This window comes from Enterocloster sp. OA13 (assembly GCF_022440595.1).
Taxonomy (GTDB): Bacteria; Bacillota; Clostridia; order Lachnospirales; family Lachnospiraceae; genus Enterocloster; species Enterocloster hominis.
The window spans coordinates 4,687,052-4,704,707 of sequence record NZ_JAKNTF010000001.1; the positions used below are offsets into that span (position 1 = coordinate 4,687,052).

General features: G+C 51.4%; 17 protein-coding genes. 3 read left to right on the forward strand and 14 right to left on the reverse strand.

Going from position 1 to position 17,656, the window contains the following annotated elements:
* The first annotated feature begins 24 nt into the window (after window positions 1-24).
* A complete protein-coding gene (locus MCJ35_RS20760; RefSeq protein ID WP_025485513.1) occupies window positions 25-1,008 on the forward strand; it encodes a zinc dependent phospholipase C family protein in 984 nt (327 codons plus the stop codon).
* Between the two features lie 82 nt (window positions 1,009-1,090).
* Here the strand turns inward: MCJ35_RS20760 and MCJ35_RS20765 are convergent, their stop codons facing one another.
* The gene (locus MCJ35_RS20765; RefSeq protein ID WP_025485512.1) at window positions 1,091-2,350 is read right to left on the reverse strand and encodes a ComEC/Rec2 family competence protein; all 1,260 of its coding nucleotides are present in this window, start codon (window positions 2,348-2,350) and stop codon (window positions 1,091-1,093) included.
* A 16-nt stretch (window positions 2,351-2,366) separates the two neighbouring features.
* A complete protein-coding gene (locus MCJ35_RS20770; protein ID WP_025485511.1) occupies window positions 2,367-2,912 on the reverse strand; it encodes a hypothetical protein in 546 nt (181 codons plus the stop codon).
* 186 nt (window positions 2,913-3,098) lie between these two features.
* Here MCJ35_RS20770 and MCJ35_RS20775 point away from each other — a divergent pair, with 186 nt between their 5' ends.
* Window positions 3,099-4,643: a BCCT family transporter gene (locus MCJ35_RS20775; RefSeq protein WP_008719888.1), complete on the forward strand. Its 1,545-nt coding sequence runs from the start codon at window positions 3,099-3,101 to the stop codon at window positions 4,641-4,643.
* Window positions 4,644-4,737: 94 nt separating this feature from the next.
* On the opposite strand, the gene MCJ35_RS20780 is transcribed toward MCJ35_RS20775, so the two are convergent.
* The 8 genes from MCJ35_RS20780 to MCJ35_RS32590 form a co-directional block, all read right to left on the reverse strand.
* Window positions 4,738-4,986 carry an HPr family phosphocarrier protein gene (locus MCJ35_RS20780; protein ID WP_008719889.1) on the reverse strand — a complete coding sequence of 83 codons (249 nt, stop codon included), beginning with the start codon at window positions 4,984-4,986 and terminating at the stop codon, window positions 4,738-4,740.
* 252 nt (window positions 4,987-5,238) lie between these two features.
* On the reverse strand, window positions 5,239-6,474 hold the full coding sequence (locus MCJ35_RS20785) for a TolC family protein (protein ID WP_240299638.1): 1,236 nt from the start codon (window positions 6,472-6,474) through the stop codon (window positions 5,239-5,241).
* A gap of 38 nt (window positions 6,475-6,512) precedes the next feature.
* Window positions 6,513-7,748 carry a TolC family protein gene (locus MCJ35_RS20790; protein ID WP_025485510.1) on the reverse strand — a complete coding sequence of 412 codons (1,236 nt, stop codon included), beginning with the start codon at window positions 7,746-7,748 and terminating at the stop codon, window positions 6,513-6,515.
* On the reverse strand, window positions 7,745-8,419 hold the full coding sequence (locus MCJ35_RS20795) for a TetR/AcrR family transcriptional regulator (protein WP_025485509.1): 675 nt from the start codon (window positions 8,417-8,419) through the stop codon (window positions 7,745-7,747). The genes MCJ35_RS20790 and MCJ35_RS20795 overlap by 4 nt, the downstream gene beginning before the upstream one ends.
* Before the next feature lie 208 nt (window positions 8,420-8,627).
* On the reverse strand, window positions 8,628-9,563 hold the full coding sequence (locus MCJ35_RS20800) for a glycosyltransferase family 2 protein (RefSeq protein WP_008719894.1): 936 nt from the start codon (window positions 9,561-9,563) through the stop codon (window positions 8,628-8,630).
* Between the two features lie 23 nt (window positions 9,564-9,586).
* A complete protein-coding gene (locus tag MCJ35_RS20805; RefSeq protein WP_025485507.1) occupies window positions 9,587-10,429 on the reverse strand; it encodes a LicD family protein in 843 nt (280 codons plus the stop codon).
* Between the two features lie 68 nt (window positions 10,430-10,497).
* Window positions 10,498-11,853, reverse strand: a complete 1,356-nt coding sequence (gene rfbH, locus MCJ35_RS20810; protein WP_008719898.1) for a lipopolysaccharide biosynthesis protein RfbH — start codon at window positions 11,851-11,853, stop codon at window positions 10,498-10,500.
* 4 nt (window positions 11,854-11,857) lie between these two features.
* Entirely contained in the window at window positions 11,858-12,040 is a 183-nt protein-coding gene (locus MCJ35_RS32590; RefSeq protein ID WP_488473303.1) for a DUF6783 domain-containing protein, read from the reverse strand.
* Between MCJ35_RS32590 and MCJ35_RS32255 the strand changes: the two genes are divergently transcribed.
* Entirely contained in the window at window positions 12,014-12,079 is a 66-nt protein-coding gene (locus MCJ35_RS32255) for a hypothetical protein (RefSeq protein ID WP_353656126.1), read from the forward strand. The genes MCJ35_RS32590 and MCJ35_RS32255 overlap by 27 nt on opposite strands.
* On the opposite strand, the gene rfbG is transcribed toward MCJ35_RS32255, so the two are convergent.
* The 4 genes from rfbG to MCJ35_RS20830 form a co-directional block, all read right to left on the reverse strand.
* Window positions 12,060-13,118, reverse strand: coding sequence for a CDP-glucose 4,6-dehydratase (rfbG, locus tag MCJ35_RS20815; RefSeq protein ID WP_025485505.1), 1,059 nt, complete (start codon window positions 13,116-13,118; stop codon window positions 12,060-12,062). The genes MCJ35_RS32255 and rfbG overlap by 20 nt on opposite strands.
* A 223-nt stretch (window positions 13,119-13,341) precedes the next feature.
* Window positions 13,342-14,115: a glucose-1-phosphate cytidylyltransferase gene (gene rfbF, locus MCJ35_RS20820; RefSeq protein WP_025485503.1), complete on the reverse strand. Its 774-nt coding sequence runs from the start codon at window positions 14,113-14,115 to the stop codon at window positions 13,342-13,344.
* 45 nt (window positions 14,116-14,160) lie between these two features.
* Window positions 14,161-15,672, reverse strand: coding sequence for a hypothetical protein (locus tag MCJ35_RS20825; RefSeq protein WP_025485502.1), 1,512 nt, complete (start codon window positions 15,670-15,672; stop codon window positions 14,161-14,163).
* A 61-nt stretch (window positions 15,673-15,733) separates the two neighbouring features.
* Window positions 15,734-17,596: a hypothetical protein gene (locus MCJ35_RS20830; RefSeq protein WP_008719906.1), complete on the reverse strand. Its 1,863-nt coding sequence runs from the start codon at window positions 17,594-17,596 to the stop codon at window positions 15,734-15,736.
* Window positions 17,597-17,656 lie beyond the last annotated feature (60 nt).

Sequence of the window (17,656 nt, forward strand, 5' to 3'; positions counted from 1 at the left end):
ATGAATGAGAAAAGAGGTATGCCGATGCCAGGTTTTACAACCCATTACGTTCTAGGCATGAAAGCATACAATGATATGCCGCAGAACAATCTGAAGTTTATCATTGCCAAGTACCGGTGGCTTTATCAGCTGGGATTGCAGGGTCCGGATATGTTTTTCTATAACCTGCCTATCCTGCGCCACCGTGACCACCGCAATGTGGGTTCCCATATGCACGAACACCATGTGAATGATTTTTTCCGCTGCTGTTTCCTGCAGCTTGCCAGGATTGATTCACGGCAGCAGCGGGAAGAGGGACTGGCCTACATGTGCGGTTTTATATGCCACTATATCGGCGATTCCATATGCCACCCTTATGTCTACGGACGGATTGAGTATGATGTCCATCATCCGGGCGCTTACTACCACGGACTCCATGCCAAGCTGGAGAACGACATTGACGCCCTGCTGCTTCAGAAGTATAAGAGGAAGAAGCCGTCCCAGTTCAACCAGGCTGCAACCATCTGCCTGAACGGCATGGAGACACAGTTCATCTCCCGTTTCCTGTCCGACTGTATCAATGAGGCATTTTATCCCCTCAGCTATAAGAACCGCTACCAGGTCACCGCGCCCATGATCCACAGATCCATACTGGCCCTGCGCTTTGGCTGCCGTACCTTATCAGACCCCAACAGCAGGAAGAAGGACCGGATTGAGTTTTTTGAGTCCATTTTCCTTAAGAATCCGGTGGCTTCCAGCAAGCTGGTGACGGATGTGGTTGAGAATCCGGCCTGGAGCCTGAACCTGCATCATGAGACATGGTGCAATCCATGGGATAAGCGGATTGCCTCCAAGGCGTCCTTCCCTGACCTGTTCAAACAGTCCCTGGGCAAGCTGAGCACCATCTTTTATATGATTAATTCCATGCTGGACACGGGACAGCCCCTCCGTACGGGCAGCCTGGAGATGCTTTTATCCGAACTGGGCAACTACTCCTATCACAGCGGACTGCCCTGTATTGATGAATGAAACCAGCACAAAGACAGAATAAAACATACGGTTTCCCGCTCATATATCACGGGAAACCGTATGTTTTTATTTGGGCTTTCTCTTATTCGATTACCTGGTCCCCATCCTTAATGCAATAGGATGTCCTGATTCCCAGACGTACCATCCAGTTCTTGGTTTCCTGGGTCAGCCACGGACCGGTGCCAGCACCGCTGCCTCCGTCGTTATCCCACAGCCACTGAGGGGTAGGCCACAGGGCAACACTGGGTTTCAGGGCCTTATAAACTTCATAATCAACACCGTTCTGTCCATGGTGGGCCAGCTGTACAACATCGCACTTGAGGGCGCGCAGGTCGTGGTCCGCCATGAGCATCTCGCCTCCGGCCCTGGCAAGATCCCCCAGGAACACCACATTGGTTCCGTTAAGGCTTACCATGTATGCCACACTGCTGTTATTCACAAAGTCACTGGTGGCCTTATAAGCCTTGTTCAGTACCTGTATCTTGGCAGGACCTGCATCAATGACCTGACCGGACACGATGTCACCGTGAAGCGTGTCCTGGGGCACAAGGGCAAATGCCCCCTTGAGGTAGGCAACCATGTTGGCAACCTCTGCATCCTTTTCAGCATACCAGCTGTCCTCGTGGAAGGAATAGTAGATTCCGTCAATGGTTATCTCACCATTGTGCTTGTAAAGTATATCGGCAAGGGCTCCTGCATGGTCTGAATCAGGATGGGTGATAAGCCAGGCCTTAACATGGCCGCCCTTCTGTTTAATCTGGTTTAAAAGATACTCCGTGTTGTTGGTCCATCCGCCGTCCACAACAATCAGCCCGCCCTCTCCGTTTTCAATGATAACGGACAGAAGCTGTGCATTGGTATCGTGGTTTGCCAGCATGGTAAGGCGCCCTTGGCCAAACAGTGAGGACGTGTCTGTCTTTGGTGTGGAAACCTCCCCAAACTGGGCCACCTGGGCCTTGGCCTGAATCACAGGCTGGCTGGCCGCCGCTGCCTGGCTGGAAACCGCAGTCTGGCCTGCGTTGGCCTGTCCGGCTGCCTGGCCGCCGTTAGCCTGTCCCGCAGTCTGGCCGCCGTTAGCCTGACCGCCGTTGGCCTGCCCCGCTGCCTGGCCGTTGGTTGATTGGATCTGCTGGATTACAGGAGCCGTCTGGCCGGACTGAGCGGACTGGTCCTGGTCATCTTTTATGATAATCTTATCCGGTGCAGTAAGGGCCTGTCCCTGGGCCTTGAATGGCTGTGAATCCGTCATTGCAAAGCTGTCCATCCCTCCGCCTGCTGTCATGAACATCATCATGGCAAGCAGTCCTGCTGCCGCCTGTTTCCAGTATCTGTCAATTCGCATCCCCATAATCTCCTTACTAATTCTGGGCTGTCAGCGCCCGCTGTTCGCCTGCCTTCATGGTGTCGTTAACCAGATAAGTATCGGTCTTGCCTTCCTCATCATAGAAGAACACCTGAACGCACACATCATGCTCATCAAAATAGCTTCCGTAATAGGTCTTGTCCGCCTCTTCCTCATCCGGCGCTTCATAATAGAAGTTCTGAGTGGCGATGGAGGACCCCACTGCCTTGAGCACTGTCTCCGCATAGACAACGGCAACCTCGCCCGTGGTCTTATGGGTAACAGGAAGCAGCACGGTAAGCAGGCCGCTGCCCCCGTCGTATCTCACGTCCATGTCCAGTACATAATCGGCAAACTCACCGTAAGGGTCGAGGAAGCTGTCCCTTAAATCTTCCCTTACTTCGGGCCAGTCAATGCTGATATTCTTATCCACTTCCACATCCGGGACCCCATCCCCTGCAATGGTGCCTCCGGTTGGGGATACAATATTACTCTGGGTACATCCGCAGAGCAGAGCCACTAAAGCCGCTAATATCAATGATAATTTTCCAATTTTTTTCATGATATGATAAACCTCCTTTTGTCAACGGTACTATTATAACGAAGATCCATACAATTTAACAGTCCTTTTTTCTTACAAAATTATTGTTATTTTTCCAAATACTACTTGCTTTTTCCATGGACAGGTGATAATATGTTCAATATAATTTCTATTTTTGATTTTTTGAACATTTGAGGAGGACATCGAATGAAACCGGAACCAAACACACCCCAAGGCACCAGCTTGAAAAAACGTCTGGACTGGATAACCACCATCATACCTTTTATATGTATTGTCATATTATGCTTCCTGTTCATGGCATTTCCCCAAGGCTCCACGTCCATCCTGGAGTCGGTCCGTTTCTTCCTGGGCGACCAGCTGGGAAGCTATTATCTGATCATCGGTCTGGGGGCGCTTATCTGTTCCTTTTATATGGCATTTTCCAGATACGGCAAAATCAAACTTGGGAACCTGGAAAAGCCTCAGTACTCTGCCTTCCAGTGGGGCTCCATGATGTTCACCGCGGGACTGGCGGCCGATATCCTGTTCTACTCCCTCTGTGAATGGATGCTTTATGCCAATGAAAGCCATATCACGGACATGGGTGCCAGACAGGACTGGGCTTCGACCTATCCCCTGTTCCACTGGGGCCCCATCCCCTGGAGTTTCTATATCATCCTGGCAGTTTCCTTTGGGTTCATGATCCATGTGCGCAAGCGCAGCAAGCAGAAATACTCTGAAGCCTGCCGCCCCCTCCTTGGAAAAAAGGTAGACGGGATATGGGGGAAGCTTATCGACCTTACCGCTGTATTTGCACTGCTGGCAGGAACCGCCACCACATTCTCCCTTGCAACCCCGCTGCTTTCCATGGCCTTCAGCCGGGTGTTCGGCATCCGTGAAAGCAACCTGCTGACCATCGCCATCCTGGTTGTGATCTGCGTGGTATATACCATGGCCGTATACTTTGGTATGAAAGGCGTTGCAAAGCTGGCGGCTTCCTGTGTCTATCTGTTTTTTGCACTGCTGGCCTACTTCCTGTTCCTGGGCGGCGAGACACGCTACATCATCGAGACGGGCATCACTGCCATCGGCAACCTGACCCAGAATTTCATCGGCATGGCAACCTGGACCGATGCCATGCGCACCTCATCCTTTCCCCAGACATGGACGATTTTCTATTGGGCATACTGGATGGTATGGTGCGTGGCAACCCCGTTTTTCATCGGTACGATCAGCAAAGGCAGGACCATACGCCAAACCGTGCTAGGAGGGTATTTCTTCGGTCTGGCAGGTACCTTCACCTCCTTCATCATACTGGGCAACTACGGGTTAGGCCTTCAGATGCACGGGAAGCTGGACTTAATGGCGCTGTATGAACAGACCGGAAGCCTTTATGAGGCAATCATCGCGGTGTTTGAGACAATGCCCCTGGCCCAGGCAGGGCTGGTGCTCCTGGCCGTTACCATGATTGCATTTTACGCCACCTCCTTTGACGCGCTGACCATGGTTGCCAGTTCCTATTCCTATAAGGCCCTGGGCGCGGATGAAGAGCCGGATAAGATTGTAAAGTTATTCTGGGCCGTCATGCTGATGCTGCTGCCCATAGCGCTTATCTTCTCGGAAAACTCCATGGCAAACCTGCAGACGGTCTCCATCATTGCTGCATTTCCCATTGGGTTCATCATTGTTCTTATTGTATGGAGTTTCTTTAAAGATGCCAGGCATTACCTGGACAATGAAAAACAGATTTAAGATTTTCTTCCATAAAAAAAGCATCAAAAACGAGGGCCGCCCTTTCAGCCCTCGTTTAGTGTGTACACCGCATAGCTGTTATTCTCCTTATCCCTTACTGATCCTCCCAGAGGATACTCTGTATCCTGTCCTCGGCTTCCGTCTCGTCACTTCCCTTAAAGTAAAAAGTCAGAAATCCCGTCATCCTGAGATTCTTAACTTCATCATAACGCTTCACGTTCGCCGTGGTCTTATCACTTGTCACATAGATGTCGCAGTCAAATTGATTTGCTGTCTGAATTAAATAGGAGATGGGGATTGCCTTGAATACCTTCTCCTTACTGTCAACCTGTCTCGTTAACATAGAATCACCTCAATTCAAAAACAAAACCAACTACTTGTTACCACTCTCCCTCGAATAATTATACATGCCCCTATATTGAAAGAATAACATTTTTTTCCTTTAAATGCAAGGGACAATCTGGAAAACTTGTTTATTTTTTGTAAAATGTTAATAAAATTAAGTTAAAAAATATCCTGATTTTACGTCATATTGTCAAAAGACAAAATAAATGGTAAAATCAGGAAATTTTTGTAACCAAACACTTATGGAGTGTTAAGATGCACTTACATCCAGGCCTTTCACTGCCCAGGTATAATTCTGCATTGCCTGCTGCAGGTTCAGGTCAGCGGACCTGTAGGCTGCCCTGGCCTGGAGGTATGCCAGTTCCTGCTGCATATATCCAATCTGGCTTAAGCTGCCTGTCCTGTACTGGATCTGGGCTGCCTGCCATGTATTCTGGGCCGCCTGCCACGCGGTTGTGGCGGAATCATATTCCACTTTCTTTTCCAGGATGGTGTCGTAAAGGGTCTGGATATTGGAGCGTACCAGGTCTTCGCTGTAGGCGACGTTGCGTACCTTGTTCTTGGTCTGGGTGGTGTTCTTTGATATGATCTGCTCAATCTGGTCCATGCCGCCGCCCTTGGCGCCCCTCATGGATATAAGGCTGTAGTTGTTATTGACCGCCTTTTCCTTATCCGCATTCACGTCAATGGCCGCAATGGCCGCCACATCAGAGGTTGGGACTGCCCCGATGACCGGATTGCCGTCCGACCCCCAGCCGGTAAAGGTGCACAAGGTCTTTTTAATGCTTTCAGCCTGTGTATCCAGCGCAGCCAGCTGGGACCTTGCCGAGGTCAGGCCGGAGGCGGCGCTGATTACATCCGCGTCAATGGCCAGGCCCTGGGCCTGCATGGTCTGCTGTATGTTCCTGGCTGTTTCTGCAATCTCCACGCCCTTGGATGCCACGTCCCGGTTCAGCATAATCTGTTCATAACCGTTCATGGCCTGCTGGAGGCTGTAGACGATTTTGTTTACACCGCGCTGGATCTGCTTCAGGTTCTTGTTGTCGTCCCTTATTCCCAGTTCGATGTTGTACCCCATGCTCTGTGCCCCGGAGCGGTAGCCCTTGGCGGTTGCCTTGGCTACCATCAGGTCCCCCATGGCATCTGCCGCTGAAAGCGCACCTGATTTTATGGCGTCCTCCAGGTCATCCGCCGCATCGTCCATTTCCCTTGCAGCCTCAAACATGGAGTTCACGATGCCTGCCTGCTCCTCCTCATAGGTATTATAGTAGGTATCGTATGTATTCTTTATGGGCGGATAGAAATTCTTAACCAGATCCTCAAGCTCATCATAATCCATCTGATTATCATAAAGCCTCTGATACGCCTCTGTGAATTCCTGGTCCGGGGCTACCTGTGGAAGCGCCAGGGATGTCACGGCGCCGGATGCCGATATGACCAGGGCCAGGGACGTTGCAGCCAGGCTCTTTTTGTGTCTGTTCTTCATAATCATTACCCTTTCTAAGCAACTGTCTTACCTTGGCTTTAGCTGAATGTCAGTCCCTTTTTTATCCAGTCATACTTTTCCATGGCAAGGGTGAGCTGCATTTTACCGGTTTCCACGCTGTTTTTGGCTGTTGTGTAACTGGTCTGCTGCTGAATCAGTTCCAGCGCGCTTATATTGCCTGTCGCGGCTTTGGCCGAAGCAGCATTCATGTTCACAGTCTCCAGCTGAAGCTTTATATTGGCGGCGTCCAGGGCGTCCTTTGCATCCAGGACCGCATTGTACTGGGTCTTCAGGCTGCTGTATACCTGGTTGCGCTTATCTTCCAGGTCCGCCTTGGTGGCATCCGCCTGCTCATTGGTCTTCAGGTTCTTAAGTTTATGTTCATCGGATTTGATTCCATAGTTATTCGCAATGGCCTGTTCCCTGTCAGCATCCGGGTTCATTGCCCCAATCCTTGCCAGGTCCGGCTCAGGAATATCCCGTATCTCAGGCTGGGAATCCGCACTCCAGCCCAGCATAAGCAGAAGGGAACGGTATACATTGTCCGTTGATTTCTGTGTGGACAGGATGTTGGCGTCTATGTCCTGAACACTCTTGAGGGAGGTCAGCACATCGGTCTGCGTGGCCAGGCCCGCTGCCTGACGGGCAACCGTGGCTTCATAGGAAGCCTGGGCCAGGGCACGGTTGGCATTAAGGTTTTCCATGGTGTAGGCGGACTGTTTGTAGGTGGTCATCAGCTGCTGGGCCTGGAATACCAGGTTGGCCTCTGTCTGGTCATATGAAATCTTGTACATTTCCGCGTCCATGAAGTTCTTGTCTGCTGTCTGCGCAAGGGTATTGCCTGCAAAATCCAGGTTGGCTGCGGTCATCCTCCCTATATAGCTGTCCGTGTCGGTGGAACCTGCGTCATCCCACAGATCCATGGCGTCACTCAGAAGCTTGTCATTGATTTCCGTCAGATCCTGATTCTTCTTATCACTGAGCGTGGAGCGGTTACTGCGCACAGTGGGGTTGTATTCATGGATTAAATCGGCCAGTTCCCCGTACTCCATCACATTGTCCCTGAGGGACGCCCATTTATCGGCGGAATATGCAAATTCCGGGCTGATATCCTTGCTGATATCCGGCGCCGGCGGCTCTGCCACTGAAAAGTTCTCATCGGGTTTGCTTGCCAGGGTGGCGAAGGCGGTCATGGGCGTGGTTCCGGCAATTGCCGATGCTGCCAGAATGACTGCTGCCCGGTATCCATATTTCCTGTCTCTGATATTCCTCATATTGATTCTCCTCTTTTTTCTGTATGCCCTTTCATATCTTCCTGACATGTGCCTGGGCAGACCCCGTTTTCCAGAATCTGCATTTCCTTCCTGGCCACATCCAGAAGCTGGTCCTTGCCTGCAACATTTTTATAATACATGGTTATGGCCCTGATGACGATGAGCATGAGCATATCCACCAGATATGCCAGCATTTCCTTCTCAATGGGATAACGCTCCCCATCAATCGCCTCATGCACCTTCTCCACAAACTCCATGTACGTGCTGTCCTGGAACAGGAATCCTTTTATGCCAAACAGGTGGGTCTGGTTCACCAGGCTCATATCTGACAGCATGTTCCTGTACATCCTATACCCCAGGCCATCCTCTCCCTGTTCCATCACGATTCCCAGCAGCCCCATGGCCGCTTCAAACGGATTGCCATGCTCTGCCCTCAGGAATTCAAATATCTTCCTCTGGCAGTTATCCCTGAACCCGCGCAGCATATACCGCATCAGGTCATCCTTATCCTCAAAATATGTATAGAAGCTTCCCCGTGAAATGTCAGCTTCCTTGATAATCTGGTTAATGGATGCAGATGAATAGGGAACCCTGGAAAACTCATGGACAGCGGCCTCCAGTATGACCTGCTTCTTTTCTTCCTTTAACTTCAAAAAACGTTGTGTCGGCATAGAACCAGCCTCCTTGCTATCATTCGTATCCTCATATTCCCTAAAATGACATAATGTCATTGTGACATATTGTCACGAAGCCAATTATAAACACTTATGGCATGGATTGTCAAGAAAGGAAGCATTAAATTTCCATTAAAAATCACTCCGGCGCCGGGGAACTATTGTTTGGAAGGTAAAAACAGGTAAAAAAAATCCGGGGAACCCCTTACGGGCGTTCCTCGAAATTCTCAGTTCTGTCAACAATATAGATTGGCCTGTCTTTCAATTCAGTGAACAGGATGGCAATATATTCACCGATGATTCCTATAATAATGAACATCATTGCAAACATGAAGCAGAGCAGGACCACGATGGTGGCGTAGCCGCTGGGAGCACCCCTGCGGGTCAGGAGCGTGTAGACCATGACCGCAAAGCCCAGGAGGGCGGAAAAGATGCCTGCATAGATTCCCAGCTTCAGGGGCATATTGGAAAAACACAGGATTGTGTTGATGGAGAATACAAACAGCTTCTTGATGCTGTATTTGCTTTCACCTGCAACCCTGGCCCTGGCCTCATATTCAATGGTGGTCTTCTTAAAGCCCACATTCTGTACATAGCCCCTCAGGAAACGGACCTTTTCACGGTAGCTGTCCTTAAGGACCTGGGCCACATGACGGCTGATGGCAAAAAAGTCTGAGGCGTTGGACTCAAAATGCACGTCTGAAATATGGTTAATCAACCAGTAAAAACCGGAAGAGGTTATGTTCTTAATGACCCCGGCCGTCTTATTCCTGGTGCGGACCATGTTGATGACCTCATAGCCTTCCTTGAACCGCTCCAGGATGACCGGGATACATTCCGGCGGGTGCTGGAGGTCTGCGTCCATGCAGATGATCCCGTCCCCGCTGCTGTAATCCAACCCCGCAATCATGGCCGCCTCATGGCCAAAGTTCCGGGAAAAACTGACCACCTTGACCGCGCTGTCAGAAGCAGACAGACGGTCAAGTATGGCAAGGCTCTGATCCGAGCTTCCATCATTGACAAAGATAAGCTCATAGGCCCAGTCAATGCCCTTTAATATCCCGGTGGTTTCTTTGTAAAATTCTTCCAGCGCTTTTTCTTCGTTGTAGACTGATACCACAACTGATAACAATCTGTCCATGAACTATGTCTTAAGTCCTTTCTTTAGTCATATACCTCAATCTCAAGGCTGGAATGGGAGGGAACCCGCTGTTCCTCTGGCGGAAGCTTCATATATTCCCCGTACACCAGGGTAAGGACCTGGTGCCAGCCTTTTGGTATCATAAGCCGGGTGTCCTCAAAATCAATATCCTCCACCTCATCGCACCAGTCCTTATCCAGTGTGACATACAGGAAATCCGGCTGGTAATTGCTGTAATAGCGCAGGCGTCCCTTGCTGTTCCTGTCTTTAAGGGCCAGGGCCTTCTGCATGGCAAATATGGCCTTCATGGGGATGACACGTCCCACCATGGCAAGGCCGCCCACGAAGATTTTGTTCATCAGGCTGTATTTGCTGAAATCCAGCTTATCCCGGTGGGCCATGGCCATGCCGTAAACAACCATGTGCAGGAACTTCGTAACAGCCGCGCCCGCCCTGCCGGCCGGAAGCCTGTCAATGACAAACAGATCCACCCACAGGTGGTTCAGCTTGCCTTCATAGAAAGCCATCTGCGGGCTGTCCTCATGGCACCGGCTGTTCTTATAGATGATGCGGGCCGTAAAGTCATAGAATCCCTTCCCGCCCCTGAAGCTGTTTGGTTCCAGCAGTTCCAGCCCCTCAGGCAGCTCCCTCCTCACCACCTTCATGAAGGCCTCATACTGGTTCCTGGTAAATGCCACATCCGCGTCATCATCCCAGGGAATGAATCCATTGTGGCGCACGGCCCCAATCAGCGTGCCTGCGTCCAGCATATATTTTATATTGTATTTGCGGCATATCCTGTCAATCTCCTTGAGGATCTTAAGGTTAGCCCCATGAACCTTTCCCATGTCATAAGATGGTTTCATTCCACTGCACTCCTTCAGGGCCTTGGGCCCTTTCATCCATTGTTATTGAGGCGCTGCCGGCCAGGACCTTATGCCTCCACTGCCTGGCGGATTGTCTTAGCCATATAATCAATCATATCATCTGTCATGCCAGGATACACGCCTACCCAGAAGGTATCCGACATGATCCGGTCCGTGTTTGAAAGGCTGCCAACAACCCGGTATCCCTCTCCCCTGCTTCTCATCTCATCAAAACAGGGGTGTCTGGTCAGGTTCCCGGCAAAGAGCATCCTGGTCTGTACGCCTTTGCCTTCCACATACCGCACCACCTGGTTCCTGTCCACGCCTTCCCTGCAGGTAATAAGGAAACCGAACCAGCTGGGGGTGGAGTGTTCCGCGGGTTCAGGAAGGATCAGCCTGTCCTCCAGCCCTGCCAGTCCCGCCTTTAAACGGGCAAAATTCTGGCGGCGGCGTTCCACGAAGGATGGGAATTTGTCCAGCTGGGCGCAGCCCACGGCTGCCTGCATATCTGTCGCTTTCAGATTATATCCGAGATGGGAATACACATACTTATGGTCATACCCCAGGGGCAGTTGGCCGAACTGCCTGTCAAACCTGTGTCCGCACATGTTATCGCGTCCGGAGGGGCATACGCAGTCCCGTCCCCAGTCCCGGAAGGAGCGGATGATTTTATTCAGCAGCGGATTATCCGTGTACACGGCGCCGCCTTCCCCCATGGTCATATGGTGGGGCGGGTAAAAGCTGGAGGTGCCGATATCGCCGATAGTCCCGGTAAATCTTTCAACTTCCTTCCCATCCTCTTCCATGGTATACCTGGTTCCCAGGGCGTCACAGTTATCCTCCACCAGCCACAGATCATGGCGTTCACAGAATGCCTTCACAGCCCTCAAATCAAAGGGGTTGCCAAGTGTGTGCGCAATCATCACTGCCTTTGTCTTATCAGACAGCGCCTCCTCCAGCTTTGTCACGTCAATATTATACTGGGGAATGGTCACATCCACGAACACCGGCACGGCGCCATACTGGATTGCAGGCGCGACCGTGGTTGGGAACCCGCATGCAACCGTAATGATTTCATCTCCCCGTTTCACACGGCGCTCCCCTAAAAGAGGGGAGGTAAGTGCCATAAAGGCCACCAGGTTTGCCGAAGAACCGGAATTCACAAGGGAACAGAACCTGACGCCCAGATATTCCCCAAGCTTTTTCTCAAACTCATCCGTAAACCTGCCAGAAGTAAGCCAGAACTCCAGGGCGCTGTCCACCAGGTTCACCATCTCGTGGTGGTCATAGACACGTGAAGCATACGGTATCCTATCCCCCTCCTTAAATGGTCCCTTCTTATTATGGAAGGTATCACAGTACTCCTCCACCAGACCCAGAATCTGCTCCCGGGCTTCATTTTCCGTCATATTATCAAATTTCATATCATCATCTCCTGTCCCAAAATCCCAGCGCCGTAGGGCGTGTTTGAAAATTGCTTTCCGTCGGCTGTGCGTCCCACTTTGTGGGAGATTTGGTCCCGATGACGGAGGCGTAGCGGGCTACGCTGACTGAATCGGGGCCAAATATACCGCGAAGTGGGGCGTGCAGACGGCGGGAATGAATTTTCAAACAGGCTCTAGGGCGCCGCCTACTCAAAAAACTCCATGATCTGCCTGTCCATCACATCCAGCATTTCCTGTCCGTCCAGATAGGCCTTGGACCATTCCACTGTTTTTTCAACAGCCTGTTCCACACCGTACCTTGGACGCCATCCAAACACACGCTTAATCTTAGAACAGTCCAGCTTCAGGAAATTAGCCTCATGGGGGCCTCCGTCGTACCGGTCCACCCATGTCATCCCGCCGCCCCATGCGCGGCAGAAGATATCCACCAGATTCCCGGTGGTCACGCAGTCCCTGTCATCCGGTCCCACATTATAGTATCCCTGGAATTTCCCATCCTCATACTGTCTCATGGCAATGGTCAGATAAACCGCCAGCGGTTCCAGCACCAGCTGATAGGGCCTGGTGGAATGCGGATTCCTTACTATTATATCTTTGCCGGAAGCAGCCGCCCTTACACAGTCCGGAATGATCCTGTCATTGGCAAAATCCCCGCCGCCGATTACATTACCCGCCCGGGAGGTGGACACAGCACACCGCCCGTCCGCCAGGAACGACTTCTGATAGCTATGGGTCACCAGCTCCGAGCAGGACTTACTATTAGAATACGGATCATACCCATCCAGTGGATCGCATTCCCTATAGCCATACTCCCATTCCCTATTCTCATACACCTTATCCGTGGTCACATTCAAAAAAGAACGCACGCTTTCCGTGAGCCGCACACACTCCAGCACATTCACGGTCCCCATCACATTGGTCTCATACGTATACACCGGCTCCTTATAAGAGTCCCTGACAATCGGCTGTGCCGCCAGATGGAACACAACCTCGGGCCTGACCCGGTCAAACACCTCCCGCAGATGCTTAAGGTCCCGTATATCCCCAATCACGCTGTCCATACAATCCTCCAGCCCCGCAATCTCAAACAGATTCGGATCCGTCGGCGGCTCCAGCGCATACCCCGTCACCTGTGCCCCGGCCAGCCCCAGCATCCTGCAAAGCCAAGCCCCCTTAAACCCAGTATGTCCGGTAACCAGCACACGCTTACCTTTATAAAAATCTCCCAATTCCTTAATGGTCATAAAAAACACCTCACTCAATCCATCAATCATTACGCAACGTTTTTTCCTCCCTGGCGTTCGCGGAAGCGTAGCAGGGCTGCGGTATTCCTTCCTGCTAAAACCATCTTTTCACGCCGGCACTTAGGCGCGGTCTTTCACGCGCCTTAGTACCGCTGCGTGGAAAACAAGCGCGAGCGGGTTGCAGCAGGAAGGAATACCGCAGCCCTGCGGACCTCCGCCAACCCTACCCCCATATCTTCCACGGCGCCTTCCCCGACTGCCACAGTTCCTCCAGCTTGTTCATCTCCCTCTGGGTATCCATGCACTGCCAGAAGCCGCTGTGATAGAAGGATTTAAGCTGTCCCTCCATGGCCAGCCTCTGCATGGGCTGCTTTTCAAACACAGTGGTATCGTCTTCCAGATAATTGAAGATTTCCGGTTCCATCACCATGAAGCCGCCATTAATCAGGGCGCCGTCGTTATCCTCCTTCTCGCGGAAGGAAAGGATGGTATTGTCATCATCAATGTCCAATACCCCCTTCATCTGGCCGATGTTCACCGTGGTGATGGTGGCTGTCCTGCCATGGGACCTGTGGAACTGTACCAGCTTATCCAGATCAACCGTGCTCACACCGTCCCCATAGGTCAGCATGAAGGTTTCATTGCCGATGTAGGGCTGGATCCGTTTCACCCGCCCTCCGGTCATGGTGTTAAGGCCGGTGTCCACAAGGGTCACCTTCCATGGCTCGGAATAATTGTTGTGGACTTCCATCTTGTTATTGGCCAGATCAAAGGTTACATCTGAGGTGTGAAGGAAATAGTCAGCAAAAAATTCCTTTACCACATACTGCTTATATCCAAGGCAGATGACAAAATCGTGGAAACCAAACTCAGAGTAATATTTCATGATATGCCACAGGATGGGCCTTCCGCCGATTTCAATCATTGGCTTTGGTTTTAAATGGCTTTCCTCACTGATCCTGGTTCCAAGTCCGCCTGCTAAAATAACAACTTTCATCTTTATCCTCCATTGTGTCCCAACAGCCCTCCATGGGGCTGCCCGTCATCTGAATACGTTCCATCCATGTTCCTTCAGGATCCGCAATGCATCCTGTATCTTGTCCACACCCTTCCTGTACTCAAACAGGTCGGATAGTTCCTTGTCCATGGCCTTAAGCTCCTCCTCATCCATATCTGGCACCTGAAGGGCCATGGCCGCCATATTTTCAAAGTTTTCTTCCCTGTACGGCGCCTTCTGGATCTCATGGTAAGTAGTATAACCATTTCCTGACAGGATTGCAAGACAGAATAGTGCAATCAGGCACCGACGCCATATGACCCAAACGGTATGGGACGTTCCTGTGGAATCCGGATTTCCATTTACATACTGGTTTCCTCTTTGTTTCCCATGTATATCCCGTTTCATTCCCCGGTTCCCTTGTACATCCTGCTTTATTCCCTGGTTCCACGCAAGGGCAAAGGTGATGACCATTCCAAGGATCCCTACCTGGAACTGCAGGGCGTACCTGGAACTCAGGGCATATGACTCGCTCTCAAATATATACCTGGATATGAATATGAGTATATGGTTCAGTCCGCCTCCCACCAAGAGCATCATGGGGAGCAGTGTTTTCTCATAAAACCGGAACCTCAGGTTAAGCCAAAGCGCAAACAGGTATCCGCAGACCACAAAGAGGCCGATGAGATAAATCGTGCGGTCCGTAATCATGCCCTGTTTCACCAGCTCCTGCAGCTCCTCCCCTCCCACAAGGATACCGGCAAAGGATTTAAGCAGGAAGCGGACGGGAAATGCAGGATGGTCGGAAAGGATTTCCATCAGGGAACGCCCGGTTGCCCCGGCATGTTCCTCCACTGCAAATGAGTTGCTGAGGATATAGAGAAGCAGCGGAATCAAGGTACAGGCCATATAGGCGATGTAGCGCATGTCCCATTCATTTTCCCGCATCCTGCCCCGGACCATGCAGAATAAGTAGGACATCAGGATTGTCACTGCGTAGATTGCGCAGTAAGGGCCTGCCGTTCCCAGTATGATAAGCCATGGAAGCACCAGAAGCTTTATCCTGTCCCCGTTCTTTTCCTCACCGGCCCATACCCGGTCCAGCACCAGTTCGTGGTAATAAAAGCAGGCAAAGGCGAAAAAATGGGACCAGCCGCTGCCGTTTGTAAGCATTTCCCATTTATTAAGACTGAACATCACTGCCATGAGAAGCGCAAACCAGCCAATCCCAATCCTTCTGTTTTTACAGTAAATCCCAAGTACCCAGCCAGCCAGCCCCAGGCTTATAACCCCCAGGACACGTTCCAGGGTAACGGAGAATCCAAACAATCCCACATTGATGATCCGGCACAGATAGTTGATGGGAATCCGGGTAAGCACGTCCGGCACAAAGAATCTGGCCGGGTCATACACATCGGGAAGATAGCTGTTGACCAGACGGATGTAGTCGGAATACACCACGTCGCAGGTGGAATTCTTAACATACCAAAGGCAGAAGCCAATGCCAAGAAGGGGCAGAAGCCAGTATATGATTTTTCTGTACCTGGATGTGTCCATGGTTCCTCTCCTTTTCTGATGCGTATTTACCTGGGCGGATATCGCTCCGGCAGGGCATTGCCTACCTCGCCGTCATATGCACAATTGCAGCCAGACGGTCCTTACCGCGTTGTTCCTGGGCATTGTGCATATAGAAATTATAGTCAAAGGTCAGGTGTACCATCTGCCACGGTTCAGCTTCAATGGTTTCATTCACCACGGTGGAGCGCACCGGGATTGTGACCGGATCATCCTGGTCCTTTGTTATCTTAATGCCCTCGCCTCCGCTCATGACGCCCGGATATATGATTTCCAGGTCAATCATCCCTGTCTCACCTGCCATGACCGTCAGGCTGGCATGTTCATCCATCCATCCGTCATCATAATATCCATACTCCACATTCAGCTTCAGGTCCTTTACGAACTGGGTGATATCCTGGAAACCATTGTGCTCCGGATCCTCCCTCAGCACAAGCATACGGTCGTCCACCAGCCCGATGTCGCGGATACTGTCAATGAATTCCACGCTGGTTCCCTCCGCCGTCCGTTCCTTGTCAAAGACCTTAAAAAAGGTACGGGCTGTAAAATCACTCATCTCATAGCTGTTGCCTATGATGTAAATATTCTTTCCGAACAGGCTGTCTCCATACCGTCCGTATGTTTCCTCCGCCAGCGAATTATAACGCAGCTGGCTGGGCCACAGATACAGGTTCGGGTACTGCGCCCGGTAAAACAGCTCCACCGGAAGCATGAGGAATACATAACAGATAAATGCCGCCCCCCAGGGCCACAGACGTTTCAGGTAAAGCTCCGGCTTCACCCCTTCGGTCAGGACCCCGTACATGTACGCCAGAAGCAGAAGGGCTGCTGTCAGGGAAACATAGACCCACCGCATCTCCACCCGGATGGTCACGCTGGAGGACGCGATACAGGCCCCGATGAATAAAAGGAACAGGGCCAGGTTACATAGTACCTTCCCCTTCACGTCCTTCCTCTTATCCTTTATGACCTTTATAAGGAAGCCCAATACAATAACGGCGATGGCCACGTCAGCCAGCAGGACCAGAATCCTGATTGACAGGGGGCTCTGTCCCCACGGGCAGCCGTTGAGATGTTCCGGGCCTGCATTCATGCCGAACACATACGCAATCTGGCTCAGCCCATAGCGGACCGTATCTGCCAGGCTGAAGGTATCCGCCACCTGGGTCCCTCCGGTGCCCGCAGGCAGGACGCTTCCGATGGTAAATGCGCGGATTACCTGGACCAGCAGGAAGGACACCAGGCCGGCGGCCCATTCCGCCAGATTCTTAGACCGCTTGATAAGCAGTACAAGGAGCAGGAGCGGAAACAGTACCATATACCGTTCATGTACAAAGCACACGCCGAAATACAGGGCGCAGGACAGATAATAATACTTCCTGCCGTCCTCCCCGTTCATGTAACGGTACAGGTACCAGAGGATACCAATGGCCATCCAGAGCGCCATGGTTTCCATCAGCCCCAGGACCTGGCCGATCTGGTAATAAGCCATCCGGCTTATGAGATACATGAAGCCGCACAGGAAGCCGATTCCCTTGGAGCGCGAAAGCCGTCTTCCAATCAGGTAGACCGACCAGGCAACAGCCGTGTTCAACAGGATGTTAAACGGCACGAACCAGTTCACATGGTTACCGACCACCGCCATCTCAAGCCAGGCCGCCAGATAGTAAAGGAAACGGAACCTGGTGCTTCCCAAAGGGAACACATACTGGAGAAAGCCCTGCTCGCCATAACAGGACCAGAAATACAGGTCATCCATATAAAGCCCTTTGATTTCAATATTCCTGTTCACCCACACTGCCATGGCCAACAGGATTCCCATGAAAATCACATGGTCTTTCCACTCATATTTCTTCTCCATCCTGGAGAAACCAATCCTGGTTCTCGACCGTTCTTTTGTCTCCACAGCTTATGCCTCCTTTGCAGTACCTTCTGCGTAAATTCCCCGGTGTCCATGTCAGTGCCG

Excerpts from the sequence above, each read along its gene's own strand:
- MCJ35_RS20825 (WP_025485502.1), bottom strand. The coding sequence starts at position 15,672 with ATGGACACATCCAGGTACAGAAAAATCATATACTGGCTTCTGCCCCTT.
- MCJ35_RS20770 (WP_025485511.1), bottom strand. The coding sequence starts at position 2,912 with ATGAAAAAAATTGGAAAATTATCATTGATATTAGCGGCTTTAGTGGCT.
- MCJ35_RS20795 (WP_025485509.1), bottom strand. The coding sequence starts at position 8,419 with ATGCCGACACAACGTTTTTTGAAGTTAAAGGAAGAAAAGAAGCAGGTC.
- MCJ35_RS20805 (WP_025485507.1), bottom strand. The coding sequence starts at position 10,429 with ATGAAACCATCTTATGACATGGGAAAGGTTCATGGGGCTAACCTTAAG.
- MCJ35_RS20775 (WP_008719888.1), top strand. The coding sequence starts at position 3,099 with ATGAAACCGGAACCAAACACACCCCAAGGCACCAGCTTGAAAAAACGT.
- rfbF (WP_025485503.1), bottom strand. The coding sequence starts at position 14,115 with ATGAAAGTTGTTATTTTAGCAGGCGGACTTGGAACCAGGATCAGTGAG.
- MCJ35_RS20790 (WP_025485510.1), bottom strand. The coding sequence starts at position 7,748 with ATGAGGAATATCAGAGACAGGAAATATGGATACCGGGCAGCAGTCATT.
- MCJ35_RS20780 (WP_008719889.1), bottom strand. The coding sequence starts at position 4,986 with ATGTTAACGAGACAGGTTGACAGTAAGGAGAAGGTATTCAAGGCAATC.
- MCJ35_RS20765 (WP_025485512.1), bottom strand. The coding sequence starts at position 2,350 with ATGCGAATTGACAGATACTGGAAACAGGCGGCAGCAGGACTGCTTGCC.
- MCJ35_RS20760 (WP_025485513.1), top strand. The coding sequence starts at position 25 with ATGCCAGGTTTTACAACCCATTACGTTCTAGGCATGAAAGCATACAAT.
- MCJ35_RS20785 (WP_240299638.1), bottom strand. The coding sequence starts at position 6,474 with ATGAAGAACAGACACAAAAAGAGCCTGGCTGCAACGTCCCTGGCCCTG.
- MCJ35_RS20800 (WP_008719894.1), bottom strand. The coding sequence starts at position 9,563 with ATGGACAGATTGTTATCAGTTGTGGTATCAGTCTACAACGAAGAAAAA.
- rfbG (WP_025485505.1), bottom strand. The coding sequence starts at position 13,118 with ATGACCATTAAGGAATTGGGAGATTTTTATAAAGGTAAGCGTGTGCTG.
- rfbH (WP_008719898.1), bottom strand. The coding sequence starts at position 11,853 with ATGAAATTTGATAATATGACGGAAAATGAAGCCCGGGAGCAGATTCTG.